This window comes from Lacipirellulaceae bacterium, assembly GCA_040218535.1.
Classification (GTDB): domain Bacteria; phylum Planctomycetota; class Planctomycetia; order Pirellulales; family Lacipirellulaceae; genus Adhaeretor.
In genome coordinates this window covers 1,175,073-1,198,813 of sequence record JAVJRG010000012.1, presented here as the reverse complement: position 1 = coordinate 1,198,813, position 23,741 = coordinate 1,175,073, and the positions used below count along the sequence as shown (strand labels likewise).

General features: G+C 53.8%; 18 protein-coding genes. 6 read left to right on the top strand and 12 right to left on the bottom strand.

Translation table 11 applies throughout. The features are described 5' to 3' along the window. Positions 1 to 9 precede the first annotated feature (9 nt). Positions 10 to 1,752, bottom strand: a complete 1,743-nt coding sequence (locus RIB44_18815) for a Na+/H+ antiporter NhaC family protein (GenBank protein ID MEQ8618631.1) — start codon at positions 1,750 to 1,752, stop codon at positions 10 to 12. Between the two features lie 50 nt (positions 1,753 to 1,802). Between RIB44_18815 and dapF the strand changes: the two genes are divergently transcribed. Next, positions 1,803 to 2,666, top strand: a complete 864-nt coding sequence (gene dapF / locus RIB44_18810; protein ID MEQ8618630.1) for a diaminopimelate epimerase — start codon at positions 1,803 to 1,805, stop codon at positions 2,664 to 2,666. A gap of 234 nt (positions 2,667 to 2,900) precedes the next feature. After that, on the top strand, positions 2,901 to 6,254 hold the full coding sequence (locus RIB44_18805) for a fibronectin type III domain-containing protein (GenBank protein MEQ8618629.1): 3,354 nt from the start codon (positions 2,901 to 2,903) through the stop codon (positions 6,252 to 6,254). A gap of 49 nt (positions 6,255 to 6,303) precedes the next feature. On the opposite strand, the gene RIB44_18800 is transcribed toward RIB44_18805, so the two are convergent. The 5 genes from RIB44_18800 to RIB44_18780 form a co-directional block, all read right to left on the bottom strand. Further along, the gene (locus RIB44_18800) at positions 6,304 to 6,681 is read right to left on the bottom strand and encodes a hypothetical protein (protein MEQ8618628.1); all 378 of its coding nucleotides are present in this window, start codon (positions 6,679 to 6,681) and stop codon (positions 6,304 to 6,306) included. 95 nt (positions 6,682 to 6,776) lie between these two features. Continuing rightward, the gene (locus RIB44_18795) at positions 6,777 to 7,880 is read right to left on the bottom strand and encodes a DUF1559 domain-containing protein (protein MEQ8618627.1); all 1,104 of its coding nucleotides are present in this window, start codon (positions 7,878 to 7,880) and stop codon (positions 6,777 to 6,779) included. Positions 7,881 to 8,311: 431 nt separating this feature from the next. Beyond that, positions 8,312 to 9,850, bottom strand: a complete 1,539-nt coding sequence (locus RIB44_18790; protein ID MEQ8618626.1) for a hypothetical protein — start codon at positions 9,848 to 9,850, stop codon at positions 8,312 to 8,314. A gap of 417 nt (positions 9,851 to 10,267) precedes the next feature. Continuing rightward, positions 10,268 to 11,335 (bottom strand): DUF1559 domain-containing protein, encoded by a 1,068-nt coding sequence (locus tag RIB44_18785; protein ID MEQ8618625.1) that lies wholly within the window; start codon positions 11,333 to 11,335, stop codon positions 10,268 to 10,270. Between the two features lie 56 nt (positions 11,336 to 11,391). Further along, positions 11,392 to 11,832 (bottom strand): hypothetical protein, encoded by a 441-nt coding sequence (locus RIB44_18780; GenBank protein MEQ8618624.1) that lies wholly within the window; start codon positions 11,830 to 11,832, stop codon positions 11,392 to 11,394. Positions 11,833 to 12,479: 647 nt separating this feature from the next. On the opposite strand from RIB44_18780, the gene RIB44_18775 reads away from it, so the two are divergent. Both RIB44_18775 and RIB44_18770 read left to right on the top strand, forming a co-directional pair. Then, entirely contained in the window at positions 12,480 to 13,394 is a 915-nt protein-coding gene (locus RIB44_18775) for a PEP-CTERM sorting domain-containing protein (GenBank protein ID MEQ8618623.1), read from the top strand. Between the two features lie 248 nt (positions 13,395 to 13,642). After that, entirely contained in the window at positions 13,643 to 14,773 is a 1,131-nt protein-coding gene (locus tag RIB44_18770; protein MEQ8618622.1) for a DUF1559 domain-containing protein, read from the top strand. 37 nt (positions 14,774 to 14,810) lie between these two features. On the opposite strand, the gene RIB44_18765 is transcribed toward RIB44_18770, so the two are convergent. Both RIB44_18765 and RIB44_18760 read right to left on the bottom strand, forming a co-directional pair. Continuing rightward, the gene (locus tag RIB44_18765; protein ID MEQ8618621.1) at positions 14,811 to 15,458 is read right to left on the bottom strand and encodes an EF-hand domain-containing protein; all 648 of its coding nucleotides are present in this window, start codon (positions 15,456 to 15,458) and stop codon (positions 14,811 to 14,813) included. 122 nt (positions 15,459 to 15,580) lie between these two features. Beyond that, on the bottom strand, positions 15,581 to 16,567 hold the full coding sequence (locus RIB44_18760; GenBank protein ID MEQ8618620.1) for a peptidoglycan recognition family protein: 987 nt from the start codon (positions 16,565 to 16,567) through the stop codon (positions 15,581 to 15,583). Between the two features lie 153 nt (positions 16,568 to 16,720). Between RIB44_18760 and RIB44_18755 the strand changes: the two genes are divergently transcribed. Both RIB44_18755 and RIB44_18750 read left to right on the top strand, forming a co-directional pair. Then, positions 16,721 to 18,187, top strand: a complete 1,467-nt coding sequence (locus RIB44_18755; protein MEQ8618619.1) for a Y4yA family PLP-dependent enzyme — start codon at positions 16,721 to 16,723, stop codon at positions 18,185 to 18,187. 83 nt (positions 18,188 to 18,270) lie between these two features. Then, positions 18,271 to 19,017 carry an SGNH/GDSL hydrolase family protein gene (locus tag RIB44_18750; protein MEQ8618618.1) on the top strand — a complete coding sequence of 249 codons (747 nt, stop codon included), beginning with the start codon at positions 18,271 to 18,273 and terminating at the stop codon, positions 19,015 to 19,017. 101 nt (positions 19,018 to 19,118) lie between these two features. Here RIB44_18750 and RIB44_18745 read toward each other — a convergent pair whose 3' ends face one another. The 4 genes from RIB44_18745 to RIB44_18730 all read right to left on the bottom strand — a co-directional run bounded on the left by RIB44_18745 (position 19,119) and on the right by RIB44_18730 (position 23,663). After that, complete coding sequence (locus RIB44_18745) at positions 19,119 to 19,592, bottom strand: Hsp20/alpha crystallin family protein (protein ID MEQ8618617.1); 474 nt, start codon at positions 19,590 to 19,592, stop codon at positions 19,119 to 19,121. A gap of 314 nt (positions 19,593 to 19,906) precedes the next feature. Continuing rightward, entirely contained in the window at positions 19,907 to 20,359 is a 453-nt protein-coding gene (locus tag RIB44_18740) for a YiiD C-terminal domain-containing protein (protein ID MEQ8618616.1), read from the bottom strand. A gap of 113 nt (positions 20,360 to 20,472) precedes the next feature. Next, positions 20,473 to 21,510, bottom strand: a complete 1,038-nt coding sequence (locus RIB44_18735) for a DUF481 domain-containing protein (GenBank protein MEQ8618615.1) — start codon at positions 21,508 to 21,510, stop codon at positions 20,473 to 20,475. A 251-nt stretch (positions 21,511 to 21,761) separates the two neighbouring features. Continuing rightward, a complete protein-coding gene (locus RIB44_18730) occupies positions 21,762 to 23,663 on the bottom strand; it encodes a hypothetical protein (protein MEQ8618614.1) in 1,902 nt (633 codons plus the stop codon). Positions 23,664 to 23,741: the final 78 nt, after the last annotated feature.

Here is a 23,741-nt window from a genome sequence, read left to right as displayed (position 1 = left end):
GGCAATCGGCTACGCACAGTAGAACGCGATTCCAGTCCAGAGCAGAATCGCCAGGGCAGCCGCTTGCAGCGCGATTGGGATTTGCGTCGTCACGTGGTCCATGAGATCGGCTTCGGTGGAGATCGCGCTCAAGATAGTGGTGTCCGAGATCGGCGAACACTGGTCCCCGAAGACGCCCCCGTTCAAGCAAGCCGCGAAGCAGAGCGACATGAATAACTGGGGATGACCTAGCTCTTGATTGGTCGCCACGGCATGAGCCAATGGCATCACTAAGGGGAAAGTGACCGCGTAGGTTCCCCAGCAGGTACCTGTGGAGAACGCAATCAGCACCGCAATTACAAACACGGTCGCCGGCAAAGCCCAGTACCAGGAGAAATCTCCTAGTAGTGAAACGAGGTAGCGACCCGCACCGACGTCCTGGGAAATCTTTCCGATCGCAATCGCGAGTAAGAGGATCACGCTTCCCAAGATGACGCTTCGTTGTCCTTCAATCACCCCTCCGATAATCTCCCGAAGATTCATCCCCCTGAAAGCCGCCAAGCAACCGGCTAGTAGCAACGCTGCTCCAAATGCCCACAGTACGTTCGGGGAGTCAAGCCACCAATAAGTGCCGACGGCAATCCCTAGCAGGGTGATTAGCGGCAGGAAGAAGTCGACAGGGCGGCTCTTGTGATCGATTTCTGGCTTCCGCTGGCTCTCTGATTCCATCGCTAGTGGCTTCGAACCTGGCGCATTCAGCTCGCCGGTCTCGAGCGCACGTAAGCGAGCTTGTTTCAGCTTCTTGGGCAGAGCAGGGTGCCTGTCGAGGGCGATCAACAACGTCGCTAGAACAGAGAACAGCGCATAAAAGCTCAGCGGTACCGACGCAAAGAAAAAGCGTAGGCGATCCGCCTCGGTCGCAAGGTAGCTGACACCCGCGACGCCTAGGAAAGCTTGGATGTAAAAAGGCCAAGCGTTAAAGGCCAGCAGGATCGCGATCGGTGAGGAAGTCGCGTCAACGATCAACGAGAGCTCTTCGTGAGAGACGCGTTCCTTATCTGCTAGTGGTCGAACCGTCGTGCCCACGAGTACGGAGCTAATCGTGCCACCCTGGAAGAAGGCGATGCCTAGTAGCCAAGTGATGAACTTCGCGGAGCGTGGTCCGCGCACATAGTTCTTAGCCATGTAGTCGGCAAACGCTTGCGAGGCTCCCGTGCGAGTCCAGATACCCATCAGCCCACCAAGTAGCCATAGGTATAAGATCAGAATCGTGGCCGCTTTCTTCGTGCTGATAGCAGGGATTAAGACGCCTCCCAGAAGGTCGTACTGCCCCATAAGCAGTGCGCCCACGACGATGCCGGCCAATAGAGAAGTAATCGGCTCTTTGGTGATCCAGCAGAGTCCAATCGTGATCACCGCTGGTAGGAACGACCAGATTCCCCAGTGCGGCTCAACGGTTACGAGATAGTAGCGTTTGACCGATCCTTTAGCAGAGGAGTTGCCTTCATAGGCCAAGTACTTACCCGGCTCCAACGAAACATGCTGCAAAGGGATAGCCGCGTGGACGGAGCGTCGGTCACCGTCGACTTCGACAAGCTCATTGAGAAAGTCATCCCGCTGGACCTCAAGCTCCGTCTTATTGAAGCTCAGTGTCGGCAATCGGTTCTTTCCAACGCCGAAAGCCAGCGCACACGCAACGACGAAGATCCAAAAGGTCGGTGACCGTAAAGGCTGAGTTTTCGGAGCTTCCATTGCAGGCCAATCAGACGACATCGATTCTTTGCCTTGGCGGTGATATGCTGGGGCTGACTCAGAAGATTCCAATGACTTGTGCTCTTGAGGCAGACATGAATTATGCAAAGTACCATGCCCTCGGCAACGACTATCTGGTAATTCGCCCTCAGGACTTGGCTACCGAACTGACGGATGAAACAACCCGCAGAATCTGCCATCGCAATTATGGACTGGGCTCGGATGGCATCCTCTTGGGACCGCTGGAAAGCACCGCGTGTGACTTTGGACTGAGGATCCTCAACCCGGATGGGAGTGAAGCTGAGAAAAGCGGCAACGGGCTGCGAATTTTTGCGCGGTTTCTCTGGGACGAAGGTCTGGTGCAACAAGCACCATTTACTGTCGAAACCCTGGGGGGTGCCGTTCGCTGCGAGGTTCAGGATTCAGGGCAAAGCGTCCGCGTTGAGATGGGCAGAGTCAGTTTCCAGAGTGAAGCAATCCCCGTTAAGGGAGAATCGCGAGAAGTCATCAATGAAGAAATGGACATCAACGAGGAAACGCTGACATTCTGCGCCGCGACCGTTGGCAACCCTCACTGCGTGGTCCTCGTTGATACACCTACCCAGGAGTTGGCTCATCGACTGGGACCAAAGATTGAGACGGATCCGCGGTTTCCCGCTCGCACGAACGTGCAATTCATGAAGGTGATTGATCGCAATCGGATTCAAATTGAGATCTGGGAACGTGGAGCCGGCTATACCCTCGCCTCGGGAAGTAGCAGCACGGCAGCCGCTGCGGTTGCCCATCGTCTCGGTGAATGCGATGCGGAGATCACCGTCGAGATGCCCGGCGGGCTCTTAAGTATCGCATTTGACACCGACTTTGCCGCGACGATGACCGGCCCCGTTACCAAAGTCAGTACGGGAGTGATGGCTGAAGAGTGCCTCTCTTGGTGAGGTGGTAGCGACGAGGCCAACCACCGCTCTGACGTTCTAGCGTCGAAACACGCTCCAAAAAGGTAATCAACGGCATCGATTTCGCGCAATCCGTTCTCCACCTCGCGCATTCGAGCGACGAAAACTTCTTGTCTTTGTCGTCGCGTGTACAATGGAAATTAGTGGCTCTGCTTCGCCTCAGAACGCGGAAAGGCCACTCCTGCCTGCGGAACATTCATTCTCGAAACGGAACCGATGAAGAACTTCTGGAAGAACCTCTGGCCGATGAGCAGTCGGCCAGCAGGGAAGAACGCGCCAGCCAAGTCGCTTAACTATGAACCCCTGGAGCCTCGCATCGCGCTGGCGGCGGCGGGCCTCGTTGACGTGGGGACGCAGCCTGATGGTGCGCTCTCGGGGAAGATCGTCTACACCCATGGTGGCCACGGCATCACAGGTGACTCGCCCAGTGCAGGCAATTGGGCATTCCAACGCCCTCTGTTGCTCAACATGATCGAAGATCTTGGCAACCAAGATCAGATGACCTTCTACACGGACTACTTGTTCAACTCGGGCGCAACCGTTGTGCCCCTACGACCCGTGGGCCACCAGCCGAATGAAGTCGTCCTCGACAACGTCGATGCGGAAGTGACATTTACAGGAGCCTGGAGCGACAGTAGCTCGCCCATTTACTTCGGTGAAGCAGGAGAGTTGCCTTATCGCTTCGCCAGCACCTCGGCCACAGAAACGGCCACGGCTAATTACCGTCCGAACATTACCGAGGCTGGTTTTTATCCCGTCTATGCTTGGACACGATACGGCTCAGACCGTGCCTCCGACCAGCTCTATCGCGTCCACCACTCGGGGGGAACTACTGAAGTCACGGTCAACCATCGCCGCGTGGGCAACGGGCTCGTTTATCTTGGCACCTATCATTTTGAGGAAGGGACGACAGGATCGGTCGACATCAGCAACCGCTCCAGTGAGGCGGGCCGAGTGGTGATTGCCGACATGATCCGCTTCGGTAACGGGGTCGGCGACGTACAGCAAAGCGGCACGATCTCGGGTCGCGATCGCGAGGACGAAGCGGGGCTCTATTGGGTTGAGTGGCACGTCGAGCGCTCTCAGGGGATCGCTACAAGTGAGTATCGCACCTCCAGCAGTGATCGCAGCGCGACTGTTTCGCTCGCTCCGCGTTACTCTGAGTACATGAACCGCGAGACCGATGGCTCTCTTTCTGATCGCGTATTCGTGAGCTTCCATTCGAATGCCGCGGGAGGCTCAAGCCGTGGCGTTCTCGGGCTCTACAATGGGCCAGGAGCCACTCCAAACCAGTTCCTGCTCGCCAACACTCTCGCGCGTGAGGTGAACGACGACCTCGTGGATCTCAATGGTGAGTTCGAGCACAACTGGTTCGATCGGGGCTCCATCGTCACACTCGATCGGGCAGACATTGATTTTGGCGAAATCAACAACTCAGTCATCCAGAATGAATTCGACGCGACGATTATCGAGACGGGCTTCCACGATAACAGCCTGGATACCGATCTTCTACGGGATGCAAACGTCCGAGATGCCATTGCGCGGGCAACTTACCAAGGCACGGTGAAGTACTTCAACAACGTCGATTCCGGCTCTACACCAATCGTCATGGTCCCCGGACAAGTGGAGCAAGTCTCTGCGGAGTCGGTGGGCTCAGGTAGCGTGACCGTCTCTTGGACGGCTCCAACCGTTAGCGACGCCGAGGGGGACGCGCCAACCGGCTACCGTATTTATGGTTCGACCAACGGCTACGGCTTCGATGGAGGAACGTTTGTCGCTGGTGCGGGCACGACAAGCCATACGTTCAATGGCCTCGATCCCAACGAAGGTGCCTACTACTTCAAAGTCGTCGCTGTGAACTCCGGTGGCGAAGGTCGCGCGTCGGAAGTCGTCGCTAGCCTCCCGAACGGAACAAGTAAGAACATCCTGATCGTCAACGGGTTCGATCGACTCGATAAGTCGCAGAACCCGGTTCAGTCGGGTGCAGACCGGGTCCGACCACGGCAGAGCAATTCCTTTGATTATGCGGTGCAAGTCGCTTCGGCCATCGAAACCACGACCCAAGGATTGGCCGTCGATACGGCATCCAACGAGAAAGTCATCTCCGGCGATATCGATCTCACCGACTACGAGAGCGTCATTTGGATCCTTGGCGAAGAGTCTTCGGCCGACGATACCTTCAATACGACTGAGCAGACGCTCGTAACCAACTTTTTATCCGGCGGAGGACAGCTCTTCCTTTCCGGGGCCGAAGTGGGCTGGGACCTTGATGCCCTCGGCAACGGTCCTTTTTTCTATAACAACCAGTTGCGAGCGGATTACGTCTCCGACGATGCGGGGACTTATAGTGTGCAAGGAACGAGCGGTTCAATCTTTGAGGGACTCTCCTTCAACTTTGATGACGGATCGCAGTTCTACAACGTTGAGTTCCCTGACGTTATCAACCCGGCAGCAGGTTCAACCAGTGCGCTGAGTTACGTCGGTGGCACCGGAGGAACTGCGGCAATTCAATATAACAGCGGAACGGGCACCAAGGTCGTCAACTTCGGTTTCCCCTTCGAAACCATCACGGACGAAAGCACACGGAACTCAGTTATGTCACGTGTGCTTGAGTTCTTCGAATACGACGTGGTGCTGAGTGATGTCGAGCTGATCCTCGATAACGATGATGGCCCCACGGTTTATACTGAGACGGGTAGTTGGACCACCTCTGGCAGCACGGGCTTCAACGGCAGCACCTACCGCTTTGCCGTGGTTGGCGATTCAGCGACTGCCGAGTGGGAGTTCGATCTACCCTTCGCTGGCGAAGCTGAAGTCTTTGTTCAATATCGTGCGGGAACCAACCGTGCCTTAGACACGGTTTACCAGATCGACACAGGTAATGGTTCGCAAACCGTAAGCATCAATCAGCGGAACAACGATCTCGTTTGGGTTTCGCTTGGGACTTATGATTTCACCGCCGGCAATCACTCAGTGACTCTTGATGCTGCGGCGAGCACGGGCGGCTCAGTCGTCATTGCAGATGCCGTGCGTGTTCAACTGATGGCCCCCGCAACATCAGAAGACGCCGACTTCAACGGCAGCGGAATCGTTGATGGCGCTGACTTCCTCGCGTGGCAACGAGGGTCCGGCATAAGCTCTGGTGCCACGCTCTCGCAAGGCGACGCGAACGCCGATGAAGCTGTTGACGGGGCTGACCTCGTCATCTGGGATAACCAATATGGCACCGTCGGCAACGTCGCGGCATTCGTCTCCAACGTCTCCAATGGGGCTTCACAGGGTGAACTGACAGCGTTGGCCCAAGCAGTTGAACTGGATTACCACTCTGCTCAAGCACGGAGCGAAGAATACAACGGGATCTCTAATGCAGCCAGTAGCACCTCGGAGAACGCATTCCCACAGCAGAGTTTCAGCCCTGTAGGTGAATCGCAAAGCACATCACGAGATCGTGCCGACGGAACCGGAGCGGTTCAAAGTACTACGTACTCAGACGATGCGGAAGAAGCTCTAGATGCTGTCTTCGATCAAATCTCGGAGGGACGCACGAGCCTTAGAGGCTATTCCAAGTAGCTCGTTGTCAACGCCTCGATGCTTGCCTTTGGACGGCAAAGCTCTCCAGCTAACCTCCACGAGCAGCCATTACTCCAATTGCGCCTAGCAGCACGGCACCTGAGCCAATCCATTTCAGATAGGTGGCAACGGTGTTTGGGCGGTCACGAATGCTCTCAAACTCTGCCTTGAGCGTGTCGAGTTCCGCTTTCGCTTCGTCGAATTTCGCACGAGCCTCTTCAGGCGTGGGCCCATCGTACTTCGGTTTGCTCCGCGCGCTCTCGGCAAGATAGAGCAACTTATGAGCATTATTCTGCAACTCAACCATCCGAGCATTCTTTTCCTCGGTCCAGGTAGCAGTCGCAGGGAAGATCGTGGACCACAAAAAACTTGCGAGCAGCAAGATCACGCCTAAGCCAACAGCAATAGGCGGTAAGAGAGATTTCATTCCAAGTTCTCAACTGAGGATTGCGTCACGGGAGGCTGTTATCAATTGCATAGATCGACTTCGTCATGATCCATGCAACTTTCATCGACGGTGCATCATAATTGTTCCGGATCGATAGGAACGCCATCGTTGATGCAAATCAGAACTCCCATCACCAGCGGGTCGATATCATCGGTGAGGAATCGCACGCTGCCATCGCAGTTAGCAGTATTCACCCCGCCCGTGTGCAAACTTCGGGGAGCGCCGGTCCAATCACCGCGTCCCGTGACACATTGCATATTCTGGACGCTTGCTTCCTCAGGATTCACGCACTCTCGAAGCTCATCGATTCCCAAGTTACCCGGCTGCAGGTTTGGCGTGAGCGCGTACTGAACGTATTGCGGGCCCGGACGATAATCCACGTCGATGGTTTGTTCGACGATATTCGTGAGAGCCCCAACGTCGCCGTGCATGTCCATGCCTAGGACAGTCGTATTAGGCCAGTCGAGGGCCCAGACTCCCCGATGATCGGTCAGTTCATCACGGGTGCGAACTTCAGCAATCATCAACGTATTGCTAGTACCGTCGGTGATCCGAGACATAGGCTGCTCTCCATTGACAAGAGCGCCTGGCCAGATCCCAGAAGCAATGGGGTGCTCCGGAGAACAATAGACGGCATAGTTACCTTTGGCAAACCTGCGACCATTCGTATGGGCGGCAGATTCATAGAATCGACTTGAGGCTTCGTCGGAGGCACATTGCAGTGCTGGAATCTGCGCAAGTTGGGGATTGACGTTCAGGTCTTGTTCCATTGGTGAAACGGTAAAATCAAAAGCATCGTAGAGTGCCCCACCCTCCATATAAGGAAGGATTTTGACAATCCAACTAAAGTTCGTTCCAGGCGTGGCTGCCGAGAAAGGAATGTAGCCACGTTCCGTTCCCAACCGACCACCAGTCACTCTAGGCACCATGTTTGTAGCTGGCGGCAGATTCTTTCGTCCACTTTCGTAGTTCAAAACTGCAAGCGCCAAATTATGAGCATTGTTTTGACAAGACATACGCCTCGCGGCTTCGCGCGCTGCTTGGACCGCGGGCAAGAGCAACCCGACTAAGACGCCAATGATGGCAATGACAACAAGAAGTTCTACCAGCGTAAAACCGGGCCGCCGACGTTCGCTACTTGCGAATCTATGGCGGGCAATCAAGAGTCGAGTACGCACAACTAATTCTCCTTGGACCGTTGGGGAGCTTGCCGCCGGGCAACGTTGTTGACCCTCATTATAGTACTCGCGAAACCTTTCTGACTAGCGGAATCTTATCGCGAGCATCAAGCAAAAGCTAAGTCTGCCCATCGAATGATAAGTTATGCGCATTCGGTTCACGCTCTTGCGAAACCACTGCGGCTTGTTTCAAGAAAACATGACTTCAAGCATGAGCGGCAGAGCACGCCGCAGAAGATTCCACCTCAGTTTCTCTTCGTGCTACAGCGGTCTGGATCGCACGACTGCTTCGACACGTCTCAAACAAAAACGACCCCGAGAGCAACGGTCTACTCGCAAGGCTTGCGAATAAACTCGTTTCTCTCGGGGTCCATTTCAAACGGCCATGAGGCCGTCTGCCCCATGTGAGTTCAGTGGGACAAAACCCCAAACTACGAGCGTTGGCTCGCTCGTCGAGGAGCTAGCAAGCCAAGCAATAAGCTCGTCATCAAAAGTGCACTCGTCGGCTCAGGCACTGCACCAGAGGCAACGGTTGCAACGCTTGAACCATAGTTTGTGCCCCAAGCAGTCAAGTCGGCATCGGCCTGCTGCAGGAGCAAGAAGTCGGTTCCATCGACGAAGAGGTCACCGTTCTCGTCACCGTTGTCGCCGGTAGCTCCTGGCAGGAAGCCTGCGATAGCTGCTGCGAGTGTTGGTGCATCGCCAGAACTGGCTGCAGTGACACTTAGGTTGTCATAGATGGCAAAGTTTGCACCTTCAGGGCTGAGAGCAATCGAGCCACCAAAGCGGTCCCAGAATCCGAGAACAACTGAGCCGGCATCGCTGGTGTCGTCGAAGACGGTATCGGCTCCGGGATCGCTGGGGTCGTTGATTTCCTTCTCCATGATCACAACCTCAACGCCGGCTACGGAATCTTCGACGGTGAAGGTAACCACACCATCGATGTAGTACGCACGATGCGTCGCCCATCGATTGTAAACGACACCAGCAGTTCCAAAGCTGTTGGGAAGAAGTTCTTGCGGTGAAGCGAGGTTTGCAGTGACAACCAATGGGTCGTCATGGGTTGGAAACGCTTCTGCAAAGTAACTGCGGTCAACACCAGAGCCATCGCTGAGGAATGAGCCCGAATCAGTTGGATCTGGCGAAAAGTAGAGCGAATCTCCTGAGAATTGATTCAGCTCATTCTCGGGGACTCCTGTTCCAAAGTCGAAGGTACCTACTGCCGCAGCTTCTCCCTGCCATGCTTCATTGATCACGTCGCCAACAAGTCCTGTACGAAGATCTGGATTGTCAGCTTGGCCAGAACGGAAGTTCGAACCGTCGCCCGAAGTGTTGGCACCCAATCCGGCACGGAAACGGTAACCAACGCCACCGTAATGGGGCATGTAATCCTCAGCAGCACCGGTGTCTGCGGTGATTGCAAGAGCGACACCTTGTCCGGTGGTTGCTCCAGCGTTGAGTTCTTGAATACGAACCGTCGTGTTCGTTTGGTTGATGCCTACAAATGAGTAGTTGGTTGTTCCGGTAAAATCGAAGTCGTTAGGATCACCATTGCCTAGGGTATCAATACCGGGGCCGGTACTGTTAAAAACGTCGACCTGCATTACAAAGTTGGGCGTCGCTGTGCCAGCACCAACGTTGACATTTGCCAGTGTTGGAGAGACCGACGAAAACGATTCGGTACCTGATACCGTACTGTCGTTGTTTGCCGAAACGAAAACACCGGTTGTCGCAGCACCTCCCGAGGAGTTGGGTGCTTCAGGTACGTTAACGGTTAGAAACCCATCACCAAAAATGTCGATATTGCTGTAGTCAACGTTAAAGCGAATATCGGTGTTGCCGGTTCCGCTAGTCGTGTAGTCAGCGGCAAGAAAATCGTCATCGGTAAATACTTGAGCGTTGACCAGGGCAGGACTTGAAACAATCAAGCCTACCAGCATGCAGGTCAGGATTTTTGGACGAGTAAACATGGATTAAATTCCCCTTCAGTAGAACTGTTGCCTTTCGAAAGCAACCATCAATCGGACACGCAATGCTCTGCCGTACCGGGCAGAAGATTGCACAACTCACTCAGCCTCTCGCCGCCATCCCAAACAGCTTCTCATCGAAGCTGCAGCCACCAATCGCTGCCGTTAAACTCTTCTTCTCCGTTAATCTCAGATTAACAAGTAGAGTCCTTTGTCTCAAGAAACTTATGGCCAGTTTGATGCGTGTTTCACTGCTTTTCGGCTATCAACACAAAGCCCAGCCATGCTTTTGCGCATGCCTCACACGGCTTTGCGCAGGGTCGGGTTTATCGATTGTTATGTAACGCGTTACGGTTCTTGCCTGGGAATGGATAACCAAGTTCAGAAAGCGATTCTGATCGAGGCTACCTGCTTTGAGCTTTAGAGTTGATCAAAGTCGATGACCTCGCCGTCTTGTCGATCACCGAGGTTGTCGAATACTTGCACATCGATGTCGTAACTAATGGTATGGACCGACCCATCCGCAAACACTGTGTTGAGTCCTCCTGGATGCGCGGATCCAAAATTTACAACATCGGCGTTAAAGCCGTAGAGGTTTTCTAAGGAACCGCCCGACGTGCCGGCCAGGGTATCCTGCAAAGGTTTGAAGCAAGTGGAACGCATCGTGTCGGGGTCCCAGCCATCGGTCCATCCTTTGTCGTCTGATGCGCTACCGCCCTCATACAAATCAGGTCGCAAAAACTTCTCGCCGATCAGCATGGTGTTGCTTGTTCCGTCGGTGATTTGTTCCATTCTTACTGGCAATTCAGTGCCCGCAACCCGACGACGAATAAAACCTGTGCGTGCTGAATTCGTAAAGCCAATTGGGGTTCGCGTAATCACGCCCATGTAGACTTCGTCTGGGGGAATTTGAAGGATAAAGGTTGATCCGGGTCCTCCAAAAAATCTCTCTCTTCGGCTTGCATTTTCGTCTGGCCGGAGACGCACCGTTGACGTGGCATTTTCAAACCCGCAAGGAATCACACCGACGTAATCGGACAGCGTAACCTGCAGTGCGGGACTTAAGACATCTTGTGTGGCGAAAGGTGCCCGACGTGAAGGGCAAATATAATCGGCCACGATCGTCGATTGGAGCTGGGCTTGCGTCGTGATATTCGCCAAATTCTCTTTCTCTAGATAATCGAGTATTTGATAGCCCCAGCCCAAACCTTGCTTTTCGTGGCCAACAGGTCTGCCGCCATCTACGTAATTGCTGATTTCAGGGAAGATAAAGCTGCCACCAGTTGGAAAACTTTCTTTCGCGGAAACAAAGTTTTGGCAGGCGAGCCCGATTTGCTTCAATTGATTCAAGCATTGCGTCCGACGAGCCGCTTCCCGGGCTGCTTGTACGGCAGGAAGCAACAAACCCACGAGCACACCGATAATGGCAATCACCACAAGCAGTTCGACAAGCGTAAAACCGCTTTTGTGCCTAGCTTGAAACGAGATCTGTCGCGACCGAGAACTTGGGGGGTCGTAGCTGATTGACATAGAAATCACTCTCTTCACGGGAACATTTGCTGCACTTGTTGAGCATCCAAAAGCTCAACATCGCCTCGAATATTGATCGCTCGCTGCTGTCCGCCATCTCCTGCCTGTTCGTGAGCCATCCAAAGGGAACCGTCTGTGTTGTGCTTTGAAAACTGATCTCCGTAAAAGATCACGAAGGGTTTCTTGTTGAATGGTGAAATGAGTAGTTCCTCAGCACTACCGACGATTTTCTCCCAGCTCGGACGATTCGCATTCAGGTACGCGAGCAACTCTTTCTCATTCTTAGGAGCTTGCCCGCGGCTGGAACTCATGAACTTACCGTACATGATTCCCAGCACCTTGAGGTGAGCCTGCTCGACAGTCGTTGGTTCTCTCTTCTGGGTCGGTCCGCAACCAGAGGCCAATGTTAGGAAGACGCCTAACATCAACAACAAGCCCGCGAAACGTTTATTCATATCAACTAACCAATTCCTGCAACCCATCAAGCAACATTTTGCTTCGAGATATTTGCCATCGCTCAGTATTGCACAACTTTCAATCACTTTGAAAGCGAATCTCGCGGAAAGTGGAGCTTTTTAAGTGCTTTTGCGCAACACTTGGAATCCCGTGCGCGTTTTCGTGTTGAGGCAAACCGCAGACGGGCAAAGGCTAGCGATCAAGTGGATTCAGACTCCGAACAATCCGAGCACCTGAAGCCAGGCAACAACAAGGACGGCCAGCCTTAAGCCACATGATCTACTTCGTACGACGACCACTTTTTGAACTTTGTCGGAAACGAAGCACCTGCTTATGGTGTCTGGCGCACGACCGCATATGCAATCCGATGTTAGACGGATGATCAATTTACACCTGCGCAAAACCGCGTAAAAACTGCGCTCAAATCAGCCAAAAGGTTTTACAATCGGCAACGGTTTGAATATTGTAAAGGATGGCGGTTGGTCGAGTGAGGGACATCGGTTTTGCGGCGCGCAAACCTTTTCGTTAACGCCAACCTCAGATGAGCACTAAGCAGCCTTGGGCTAACTAGTGTCGTGAGAGTCGTAACACGAGTCCGGCAACTCAATTGTTTTCTTTTTCAGTTTTTTGAGGGGAGTATGTACTAATGAAGCGTACAACATGGATTAGCTACTGTATGGGCTTAGCGCTGCTAGGCTTTACAAGCCAGGCCTTGGGCCAAGTCACCTTGATCACCGACGACTTCGAAGTCGATTCCTCGGCAATGTACACGGTGGTTGATGAGAGCAATGCCGCTTCGGGTGATGGCACCCCCGACAGCACCGTTGCTTTTGCTTTTGATTATGTCGGTGCTGGCATTCCGCTCGCCCCGAACTCGACTGCGGGTGACATCGGTGGCCTCCGATTTGCTGCTAATGAAACCGGCAACGACGCCGGGGCAGCCGATCACATCACGGCGTTTAACAACATTAACGTCGATGCCATTGCCTACGAGCTGCAAGTCGACTTCTACATGGGTGTCGAAAGTGCAGGGGGCTCGACAGAGTTCGCACACATCGGTGTCGGTGGTGATAGCTCTGACTTTCTTTCCATTTTCACTCCAGTCGTCCTCAACGGCCACACACTAGCCATGACCGGTGAAGGTGGTTCGGCATCCGACTACCGTCACTCGACCCCAACAGGCATCTTAAATGACGGTGATGCCTCGTACCTGAATTCCGACAACACTACCAACGCCACTGGCGATACTTACCAGGCGATTTTCCCGGGTGCCACTAGCGATTTTGCTGGTTCCCCTGGTAACCAATGGGCAACTTTGTCCATCTTCGTCACTCCGAATATTGTTCGGTACTCGCTGAATGGCACGCCGATTATCCAGACCAGCAACGACGGGTCTGACGGCCTCGTTAGCCTTGGTTACGCGGACGTTTTCTCCTCGGTTGGACCTCACTTTATCGTTTACGATAACCTCAACGTGACGACGATTCCTGGAATCCCTGAGCCAAGCTCGCTCATGCTACTTAGTTTGAGTAGTCTGGCTCTGGTGCGCCGCCGCCGCTAAGACTAGGCGACATATTCGACACCTGGCGGCTCAGGCTCAGCTTCATAGCAGAGCCTGAGCCGTTTTTCATGGTCTAGCAGCTACCGCAGTTTGGCGGGACAAACCGCAAGGTTTTGCGCATAGAAATGAAACGATTGCGCTTAATTTCCGTTGTCGGTTTTGTGAGTTCTACCAAGAATAGCTATAGTGGCTGAACTACGTCGCCAGCCCCAGACTTGAGCAACCCCGTGTAGACTAGAGACACTCGCATGAAGAATTCTCGTAAGCCAAAACAATCTGGTTTCACCCTCGTTGAACTCTTGGTAGTGATCGCGATCATCGGCGTGCTAGTCGGGTTACTACTCCCGGCGGTGCAAGCCGCCCGAGAGGCAGCGCGACGCTCTCAGTGCCTGAACAACCTGAAGCAGATGGGATTGGCAGCGCTCAATCATGAAAGCGCCCAAGGTTTCTACCCTACCGGAGGCTGGAGCTACGATTGGGGTCCAGATCCTGATCGCGGCTTTGGTAAGAAGCAACCTGCAGGTTGGGCATATAGCTTGCTTCCCTTCATGGAACAGCAAACCTTGCGGGAACTTGGAAGGGGCTTACCTTACGGCTCCGCAGAAAGACAGGCAGCACTGACACAGCTTTTGCAGACACCAGTACCTGCTTACCGCTGCCCTACGCGGGGAACTCCGAACTTGGTGCTCACGGTCTGGAACAATCCCGTCAAGAATCTAGGAAGTTGGGTGCAACCATTGGCTACTTCCGAGGGGCTCTTTCGGCTTGATTATGCAGCAAGCTCGGGAACCGCTATCCTCCACGATGGTGCTACTTGGTTCAACAATGCGGCTGCTCCTCCAGCACTGGATGGCGACTACTCAGCGGTCGACGCCCACATCGAAGCCCAGTTCGCAAGCAAACCTATTAACATTTGCGAGCCGGCAACAAGAAGCAATCGAAATATAGTAATTCGTTGCCAAGATGGCGTATCGTTTGTTGCAAGCGAGGTTGAAGTCCAACAAATCGAAGACGGAACTTCGAATACCTATTTATTCGGCGAAAAGAATATTAACCCGAATGAATATGCAGGTGGCACAAATCTTAGCTCGGATAGTGTCTCATTTAACACCAATCAAGCGGCTTATTGCGGATATGAATGGGATAATCAGAAAGTCGCTTGGAGCTTTCTCAATAGCACAGTCGACCAGCAAGAAGAAGCGCAGCCAGCACCAGATAGACCGCTCGTCACAAATCCGAAAATCTTTGGCAGCGCACATCCCGGAGGATTCAACATGGTTTACTGTGACGGGTCAGTACAAACCATTAGCTACGACGTCGATCCCTTTACGCACAGTTACTCCGCAAGCCGCAATGATGGCCAAGTGATTTCTCAATAGAACGTTTGATTAGCTAGGGTCGCTTAGCTTGTCGAACTCATTTAGTCTTGAGTTCAAATCGAACTTGTTTGTTGTTGATCGCCCAGTCGTCCTTGGCGACTTCTTGGCCCAGTATCGATTCGGTGTTGTACTTGGCAGGAATCATCTCTTTTCCATCTCTAGTCTTGGAAATTCGCACGACATAGGCACCGGCTTGCATTCCTGGTGGGAAGTCGGCTGTAGGCCGCTTCTCTTTTGGAATCTTTGGGCTCGTTCTTCCCATAATGTTCGTGGTTGAAACTGCCTCAATGATGACATCGCCAAGGAATTCGGCTGGTTCGAACGTGACCTTTGCACCCTCTAGCGGCTGTCCATTGAGAAGGACTGTGCAATCGAATATCGTGGCACCGATTTGAGAGCGATCCCAGGCTTTGACCCGCTCTACTATTTCTTCTTCAGAAACTTGACCATTGTTGTCTGTGTCCAATGTCTTGAGAGCCGCTTTTAAGGCAGGCGCTTTCTTTAGTTCTTCGGCATCAATCGAACCGTCTCCGTTCGCATCGTGCAGTTCCATAGCACTCGCTGCCGCACCCTCCGGATCGAACTTTGGCGCTGGCACAGCGGAAGGCCCCCCGCAGCCAAGCACGGTTCCAAGAGCCGAAAGAACTACCAACTGCTTCAAGTTGCCGAGTTGAGCAAAAATCATAAATACTTTCCTGACAAACAATGTTATTGATTCCCTTCTACGTTATTCAACCTAGCCTGGGCACGGAAGCGAACTGAGCGCATGGGGTTCATCGTTTCGCGCATCCATTACAAGGTTCTTTGCTACTCTTTTCCAGCCAACAGTTTGTTCGCACCGCCGATTACCCGTTCCCAATCAAACGCCGGCCCGGGGTCTGTTTTGTTCAGTTGCACATGGTAGTGCCCTAGCACGCCTTGGAAATCGCGCCATCGGTCGTCGGGCAGCTTCTTGGGAACGAGCTTGCCCTCGTCATCCTGGGGATAGACGCAATCGAGCTTCGGGAAAACCCGGCAGAGTGTCGCTGTGAGCTTGATCAGCGAGTCGTACTGCTCGGGCGTGAAATCGTACTGGTAGAGCTCGACGCCCTGGATCGTCCCCACGACGGGCTTCGGTCGTGCAGGCATGGCCTTGAAGGGTTCTCGACGCAGCCCCAAGTGGCCCAAGCTGCGTGGCGGATGCAGGATCGTGCCGTCGGCTTTTTCTGTGTACCAACGCTCTAGAACAGCCTTCTTGTCCTCGGGATACGCGCCGATGCTGGCGATCTCGATTCCAATCGACCTAGTGTTAGAAATCGTCGCGTGCCAGGCGCGTTCCTTCAGATCAAGCGTTTGGTAAATCGTACCGTCGATGTCCAGCATGAAATGCACGCTCAGCCCTCGACCGTCATGCAGCACTTTGAAGCACTGCTGGCTCACACCGCAGACGTCGTAATGCATCACGAACTGATCGACGACCTCTCGCAGCAACGGCAACGTCCAACCGCCGCCGCGAACTTGCTCGATCTGGTCTTTCGTCAAAGTATCCTTCCTCAGGTTGTAACGATTCGGTGTGTCGAGAAACGGATTCGCCTGCTTCGATTGCTCCCAAGAAGAGGTCTCAAACTCACTGAACCGACGCTCGACGCGGTAGGCATCATAGCCCTTGGGGTCTGTCCACAGCACCACCGGCGCAGTCGTGTGGAAGAGCTGCCCACAGACCATAATCTCGTCACCCGATCGTTCGAGCTGCTCACCAACCTCAACGGCCTGAGAACTGAAGGAAAGGACAAAAACGGCTAGTGTGGAGAGCAAAACTCGACAGAAAAGCCGAGCCCGAATAGCTCTTGAATGCTCACTTCTGACAGACATCGCGTTACCTGATATAAAAGTGCTTTTGACAACAACTATGAGTCTAACAGACTGACAGAAAGGTCAAGCAAGAACTTGAGCGCGACCACACAACCTTTGAATTCGATTGAATCTCTTCGTGAAGCCTGCGCGGGAGTCACGCCACTAACAGCTCGGCTTGAGCCCTGGCAGGAAGAACTGTTAGGCGATCCAGCGAGCCTTAACCGGCTGGTCGATCAGTATGGCTCGCCGCTCAATCTGCTTCAGCCTGAGCTGCTCCATCGCAACCTCGGCGAACTTAATAACATCGCGCAGCAGCACAACCTGAACTTACAGGTCTTCTTTGCTCGCAAAGCGAACAAATGCGTCTCACTTGTTGAGGCGGCGCTAGCAGCGGGCATTGGCCTCGACGTGGCGAGCCACGAGGAGCTTCGCCAAAGCCTTGCACTCGGGGCTCAACCAGGCAAGCTAATCCTCACCGCGGCGATCAAGGATCAGAAGCTGATCGAGCTAGCGGTTTCCAATAACGTCTGCATCGCGATCGACAATGCTGACGAGGCACAATTAGTGCGCGAAGTCGCCCAAGCACTCGACACCAGAGCGATTGTTGCCCTCCGGCTTAGCGGCTTCCAGTTTCACGGCGAGAAGCTCTTTTCCCGATTCGGTGTGGACATCGATCAATTCGAGAAGTTCGTAGAACGCGACCTCGATAGTACTTTCGAAGAGAATCCGCTGCTGTTGAAAGGTCTGCATTTCCACCTCGATGGCTACGACTATCGCCAACGAGTTGCCGCGCTGGAACAGTGCCTAGAAGTCTCAGATCGCCTGAAACAATTCGGCCACTCGCTCGAATTCATCGACATGGGCGGAGGCTTTCCGATGAGCTATCTCGACTCTGCTGCGCAGTGGGAAGCGTTCTGGGGTGAGCTTCACCGAGCCTTGCTGGGCGAGAGGGAGCCGATCACCTATCAGAATCACGCTTTGGGTCTGGGGGTGAACGCGGGGAAGATTGTCGGCACGCCGAACGTCTATCCTAGTGTTCATCAGCACGATACCTCGCAATGGCTGGCAAATGTCTTCAAGTCTCAAGCCTTTGACGGCAAGGAAACCATTGCCCAAGCGATAACCGCCCGCGGGTTACAACTCCGCTGCGAACCGGGAAGAGCCATGCTCAACGGCTCTGGAATGACGGTCGCTAGAGTCGCCTACGTGAAGCAGCATCCGGCAGGGCACCACCTGATCGGTCTCTCGATGAATAACACCCAGTGCCGAACGATGCACGATGACTTTCTTATTGACCCGCTTTTGGTGCGCGTGAGTGAATCAGGAAAGCCTAATGGAGAGCCCATTTCGGGATATCTGACCGGTGCCTACTGCACCGAGAGCGAACTGCTGACTTGGCGGCGGTTGAATTTCCCTCTTGGGATCTCGCCAGGTGATCTCGTTGTGTGGCCCAACACGGCAGGCTATTTCATGCACTTTCGGGAGAGCCGCTCTCACCAATTCCCGCTCGCTAAAAACCTTGTCATAGAAGAACAGGAGTTTGAGCTGGACCTGATCGATAGGCCAGAATCATTGAGGTAAGCCACGAAGAGAGTTGATGTGGCGAATGATACGCGAATCAGAAACGTGACAGACGAAATAGCCCCCTACAACGAGAAAGAACCATGAACCGACGACAAGCTCTTCAGACCGCTGCCCTATCCGTTGGGGCGGCCACTCTTGCGAACAACTCGACAGCGACAGAACCGGAAGCGAGCGACCCTATCAAGCTCAGCGAAGGCGATGTCATTCTCTTCCAGGGTGACTCGATCACCGATGTGCGTCGCAATCGCAAAGCGGAACAGAAGCCCAACACAGCAGACACGCTAGGCAATGGTTACCCCGCACTCATCGGAGCCAGCCTGCTGGCTGAGTATCAGAAACTCAACTTGAAGGTCTTCAACCGCGGCATTAGCGGCAATAAGGTCCCCGCTCTCCATAAGCGGTGGCAGAAGGATTGCCTTGATCTCAAACCGGCTGTGCTAAGCATCCTGATCGGAGTGAACGACATCTGGCACAAGATCAACGGCAAGTATGAAGGCACGGTCGCCACTTACCAAAACGGACTCACCGAGTTGCTGGTGAAGACTCGACTAACCCTTCCCGAAACAAAGATCGTCGTCTGCGAACCATTCGCCTTACGCTGCGGTGCGGTAAATGATTCCTGGTTTCCTGAGTTCGACAAGAGGCGTACTGCGGCAAAGAGCGTTGCGGAAAAGGCTGGAGCCATTTGGGTTCCTTTTCAAACGATGTTTGATGAAGCGATCTCCGCAGGAACAAAACCCGAATACTGGGCCGCTGATGGTGTGCACCCAACCCTCGCCGGACATGCGCTTATGGCGCAAACTTGGCGTCGTATGGTTGGGATTTGAAAGCGAATTCTTAAACGCGAAAGCAAAAGAGACCGCACAAAACGTGCGGTCTCTTTCGTTATCCAAACCATTTGTGGCTTAGCCGGCTAAGCCGCAAGCGGCTACTTGATTTCAACACGCTTCGGTTGGACTTCAGGCAGCTTCGCGATGCTCAAGCTTAGCACTCCGTTGTCGAACCGTGCTTCGATCGAATCCGCATCCACCGAGTCAGGAAGCGTGACACTTCTTTCGACTTTTCCATAGACGCGCTCTTCGACCAAACCCTTTCGTACTGGTGTGTCCGAGTCAGAGTCGGTTTCTGTGTGGAAAGCCTTCCGCTCGGCGGCGATCTTCAGTTCGCCCTTATCGAAGGTAATTTCCACATCCTCGCGAGCCACTCCAGGAAGGTCGACTTCGACGTGGTAGGCATCCTCCCCTTCCCAAAAGCTAGCCGGTGCGAGTGGCGAACGTCCCGTGCTGACGGACTTCACGCCTGCGTAGGTCGGGCCAAAAAAGTGGCCCAGGAGGGTGTCGACATCGCTCCAGTTATTGGGAAGGAACTCACGGACTCGATTCTTGCTGACGGCATTACTCATGGCTGTTCTCCTTTGTGAAAACGGCAATTAGCACTGGCTCGCGTTTTCGGCCTCGGCTACCTAGCTGAGCGAGTTCCGCGAGATTGAATTCATGGGAGGAGAAGTTGCAAGCTCCGTACCAAAACTCGACCACAAGTTATAGGAATCCGTAAACCATTGCCATAAATATACTTACGATCAATTCTGGCAGGGTAAACAGTGGCGGATTGAGCCAATATGGCAGCCGCTAACTTGGCAGCCGAACAGAAATGCCCCGACTGTGAGTGCCATTTTGGCACTCGCTTTAGGGCCCGCCAGGCGGCTCATGGACGTCGCTAGTCTTGGACGACGTAAGAGCCCGTGAAAGTGACAAATGGGCCGTCATCGTCCGCGATTTCGACCGACACATCGATCTTGGAGCGGTTCTTGCTTTCCATCAGCTCAAAGAAGTATTTCAAGCAGTCGCTTTCCAGGGGCAAGCCTCGGGCCACGAACTTTCGCTCTACGACGGGGCGTCGATAGCGAATTGTGCTGCGCCGGATCACGATGTTGCCGTCATAGCCCTTCTGCTTGAGCAACATAAATACCGTACCCCAGCCGGTGATCGTGCAAAGAGCGCTAAGACTGCCCGCAAAGGCGGAATACTGATGGTTACGGTTCGGCTCCAGCGGCATGCTCATCGCGAGCCGCTCACCATCCCACCCTTCGACACCCAACTCCATAGCCGTGCAGATCGGCATGTGCTTGGCCAGCGTGGCCTCAAGTTCGGCAAGCAGGGCGTCGTCCATCGGCAGCGTCTCAAGAACATGAACTGGGCCGTCACTAAAGCGTGACGCCCTAATTGCTCTATCTTACCGAACTTTGGAGGCGGTCACTACCCGCTGGATTAATCGGAGTTACCCTACAGTCCCCAAATCAAGAGCATCGCGTAGTCGAAGTTGTTCGGATCGCGACCGTTGGGCGTGCTGTCATAACGATCGACGATCGAGAATTTCAAGCTCACATTCTCCGGCTTGTCGAGATCGATCTCCCAGCCAGCATCGGTCACGACTCGATAACGCGAGAAGTCGCCAAACTCAGGATAGTAGTCGACCGTTGCAACGAGTCGCTGTGTCTTCGTAATGCGATGTTCGTAGTCGAGACCGAACAAAGCATTCGGTGCCCACTCGTTGTCTGGACCACCGAACTCCCGTGTTGTACCGGCACCAAAGCGCCCGAGCAGATCGAGCGTTTCCGTATCGAAGATCTGGTAACCCACACCACCTGTTAGCGAAAGCTGCAAGTCAAAGGCTTGGAACTCATCATAGATTACATTCTTCAAGAAAAACAACGTCCAAGGCGAGTCACCTAAGATGCGATCAAGCCGGACATCAAGCTTAGCATCGTTTTGCGTTTCGATACTGTTGGCAACGTTCTTGTTGTATTGCAGGTCGCTATCAAACTTCCACCGCTTGGTATCACGTTTCAGGTGACCCCCAGCGCGCATGCTCAAGACGTCGTTGTTGCCCTGGCTGCCGTTGAGGCCTAACTCAACATGCCCTTCCCAAGGATCAGGCCCTAGCCAGTAACCCAACTGATACCAGTGTGGCGTCGGCGTAATCACCAAATCCATCGGCGTGGGCTGCGTGACGACCGTGGGATCGATCAGCGGCGCTGCCGAGAGTGTTTGACTCGTGTCCGCAGCGGGCGGCTGAAGATAGCTAGGCGGGGTGACGGGCTGTCCGTAGCGATTACCGGCGGAGTCCGAAGGTATCCCCTCGACGGGCATTCCTGGAATCTCCGGCAGACTTGTATCTGGCCCTCGTAATGCCGGCCCGCCGATGCTTGGTGGTGGCAGAACACCCGGACCATCGCCTCCTTGCTGCGCGAGTAAATCCCTACCAATCAAGCACACCACGCAGCCGATCAGCGTGTATAAGAATAGACTTAGACGATTCATAGTTGTCAGTTCAGCTCAAGCTTGCGACCGTCAGATAAGCAGCGCTAGAAGTATTGATCTAGCGACTCATCCGCATGCAGAGGGCTTAATTAGCAAATCCGCTTGCTCTGGGGCAAGGCGATTTCACTACCGCCAAGTTGCTAGCAAAGCCCAGCGCATGAAAAAACCGAGAGCCGGCTGCCTTTTCAGGCGACCGGCTCTCGGGCGATTAGCGTCTTTCGTTAGAGCAGCAAGTGCTGCTCTTATCGAACTCAGTTGCAGCCGCAAGCAGCTGGGGCGGCAGCTGCTGGAGCAGCACCACATCCACATCCGCTAGCAGCAGGAGCTGGAACAGCAACTTGCTGCTCTTGAGCTACCATCTTGCAAACCTGAACTTCAACCTGCTTCTCGACCTGAACTGGAACAGAAACTGTATAAGTTTCGGTCTTTTCTTCAGGTACGCAGTCGTAAGTGGTTACCTCGTAAGATTCTTCCTTTTGAGAAGGAACCATTACGGTGTAAGGCACTTCCTTGGTCTGAGTGTCACAGACCGTCTTGGTGACGGTGTAGTCTTCAGACTTCTGCTCGGTCTTGTACTTAGTCACGTTTACGGTACGTGTCTTTTGGACAGGCACGCAAACGGTGTAAGGTACTTCGCGAGTGCGTTGCTCTTGGACCATCTTGGTAACTTGATAGTCTTGCGAGCGTTGCTCAGTCTTGTACTTCGTTACGTTAACCGTACGAGTCTTCGTCTCAGGGACCATCTTGTTGACGGTGTAAGTACGCTGACGAGTTTCGGTCTTGTAGCTGGTCTGGTTGACCATACGAGTACGAGTTTCAGCAACCATCTTGCAAACGTTGACCGTGCGTTGACGAGTCTCTTGCTTATAAGAGGTCTTGTTCACCATACGAGTACGAGTCTCTGTGTTGTAGCTCGTTGTGTTGTAGGTGTAAGGAACTTGCTCAGTCGTACGTTGGTAGGTCGTGACAGGAACCTGACGGGTTTCCGTCGAAGGTACCCAAACACGATTGCAAACGGTACGAGTAGCAGGAGCACCGCAGGCACCGGCACCAGCAGTTCCACCGCAACCGCAGGCATCGCCGCAGCCACCGCATGAACCACAAGCACTAGCACAACCACCACAAGCGCTGCTTCCGCAGCCACCAGCAGCAGCGCCGCCACCGCAAGCAGCAACTTCGGTCATCTGCGTTTGCCAGCTACCAGTGTTAACCGTTACGGTCTTCATGGTCTGGACAGGAACGCACTTCGAGACCGTGCGATAACCAGTCTGCTGAGTCGTCACAGGGACGCTTACCGTGTACTCTTGAGCGACTTGCTCAGTGACAGGTACGCTTACAGTGTAGTTCTGAACCTGCTGCTCAGTCTTAGGTACCATCACGGTGTAGCTCTGCTCGACCTGGGTCGTGACAGGAACTTGAACCGTGTAGTCCTGAGTCTTAGTTTCAGGAACGCACTTCATCACTGTGTAAGACTGCTCTTGCTGCTCGGTGTAAGGAACCGAAACATTGTAAGTGCGAGTCTTGGTCTCTGTGACAGGAACGCATACGGTGTAGTTTTCCGTGCGGCTGCGTTGCTCTTGTTGCATGACCGTGTAGGTCTGCTCTTGTTGTTCCGTGTAAGGAACTTGAACGCTCCAGGTGCGTGTCTTGGTTTCTTGAACCTGACGAGGCACTTGGTAAGTCACGGTGCGAGTACGCTCTTCAGGCACCATAACGGTTACGGTGCGAGTGCGAGTTTCAGTCTTAGGAACGCGCTTGTACACGGTGTAAGTGCGAGTGCGCTGCTCTTGCTGATACTCGGTAGCGGTTACCGTACGCATTTCGGTAACAGTCGTTGGCACCATAACAGTGCGAGTTTCCATCACGGTTCCGCAAGCAGAACCAGCAGCGGCAACTGCGACGCCGCCACATCCGCTGGCGGCACCGCCGCAAGCAGAAACGCTACCACCACAACCGCAAGCGGCCGCAGGTGCAGCAGCTGCACAACCGCAGTCGGCAGCAGGAGCTTCGCAGCCACAGCTTGGTGCGGCTTCGCAGCAGCTAGAAGCTGCGCAACACTTGTCTTTTTTGAACAAACCGGCATCGGCTTGTTCGGCCACGCTCGCGACCAGCAAAGCAATTGCTGGTAACAAGCACATCACACGACGTAACATAGGGTGCCCTCCAAGGAAGCAATAAAAAAACAGAAAATGAGCAAACTGTGCTCTGATTTACGGTTAAATGCCGTGAAG

Excerpts from the sequence above, each read along its gene's own strand:
- RIB44_18800 (MEQ8618628.1), bottom strand. The coding sequence starts at position 6,681 with ATGAAATCTCTCTTACCGCCTATTGCTGTTGGCTTAGGCGTGATCTTG.
- RIB44_18805 (MEQ8618629.1), top strand. The coding sequence starts at position 2,901 with ATGAAGAACTTCTGGAAGAACCTCTGGCCGATGAGCAGTCGGCCAGCA.
- RIB44_18770 (MEQ8618622.1), top strand. The coding sequence starts at position 13,643 with ATGAAGAATTCTCGTAAGCCAAAACAATCTGGTTTCACCCTCGTTGAA.
- RIB44_18765 (MEQ8618621.1), bottom strand. The coding sequence starts at position 15,458 with ATGATTTTTGCTCAACTCGGCAACTTGAAGCAGTTGGTAGTTCTTTCG.
- RIB44_18775 (MEQ8618623.1), top strand. The coding sequence starts at position 12,480 with ATGAAGCGTACAACATGGATTAGCTACTGTATGGGCTTAGCGCTGCTA.
- RIB44_18790 (MEQ8618626.1), bottom strand. The coding sequence starts at position 9,850 with ATGTTTACTCGTCCAAAAATCCTGACCTGCATGCTGGTAGGCTTGATT.
- RIB44_18745 (MEQ8618617.1), bottom strand. The coding sequence starts at position 19,592 with ATGAGTAATGCCGTCAGCAAGAATCGAGTCCGTGAGTTCCTTCCCAAT.
- RIB44_18735 (MEQ8618615.1), bottom strand. The coding sequence starts at position 21,510 with ATGAATCGTCTAAGTCTATTCTTATACACGCTGATCGGCTGCGTGGTG.
- RIB44_18780 (MEQ8618624.1), bottom strand. The coding sequence starts at position 11,832 with ATGAATAAACGTTTCGCGGGCTTGTTGTTGATGTTAGGCGTCTTCCTA.
- RIB44_18815 (MEQ8618631.1), bottom strand. The coding sequence starts at position 1,752 with ATGTCGTCTGATTGGCCTGCAATGGAAGCTCCGAAAACTCAGCCTTTA.
- RIB44_18740 (MEQ8618616.1), bottom strand. The coding sequence starts at position 20,359 with ATGGACGACGCCCTGCTTGCCGAACTTGAGGCCACGCTGGCCAAGCAC.
- dapF (MEQ8618630.1), top strand. The coding sequence starts at position 1,803 with ATGACTTGTGCTCTTGAGGCAGACATGAATTATGCAAAGTACCATGCC.
- RIB44_18730 (MEQ8618614.1), bottom strand. The coding sequence starts at position 23,663 with ATGTTACGTCGTGTGATGTGCTTGTTACCAGCAATTGCTTTGCTGGTC.
- RIB44_18750 (MEQ8618618.1), top strand. The coding sequence starts at position 18,271 with ATGAACCGACGACAAGCTCTTCAGACCGCTGCCCTATCCGTTGGGGCG.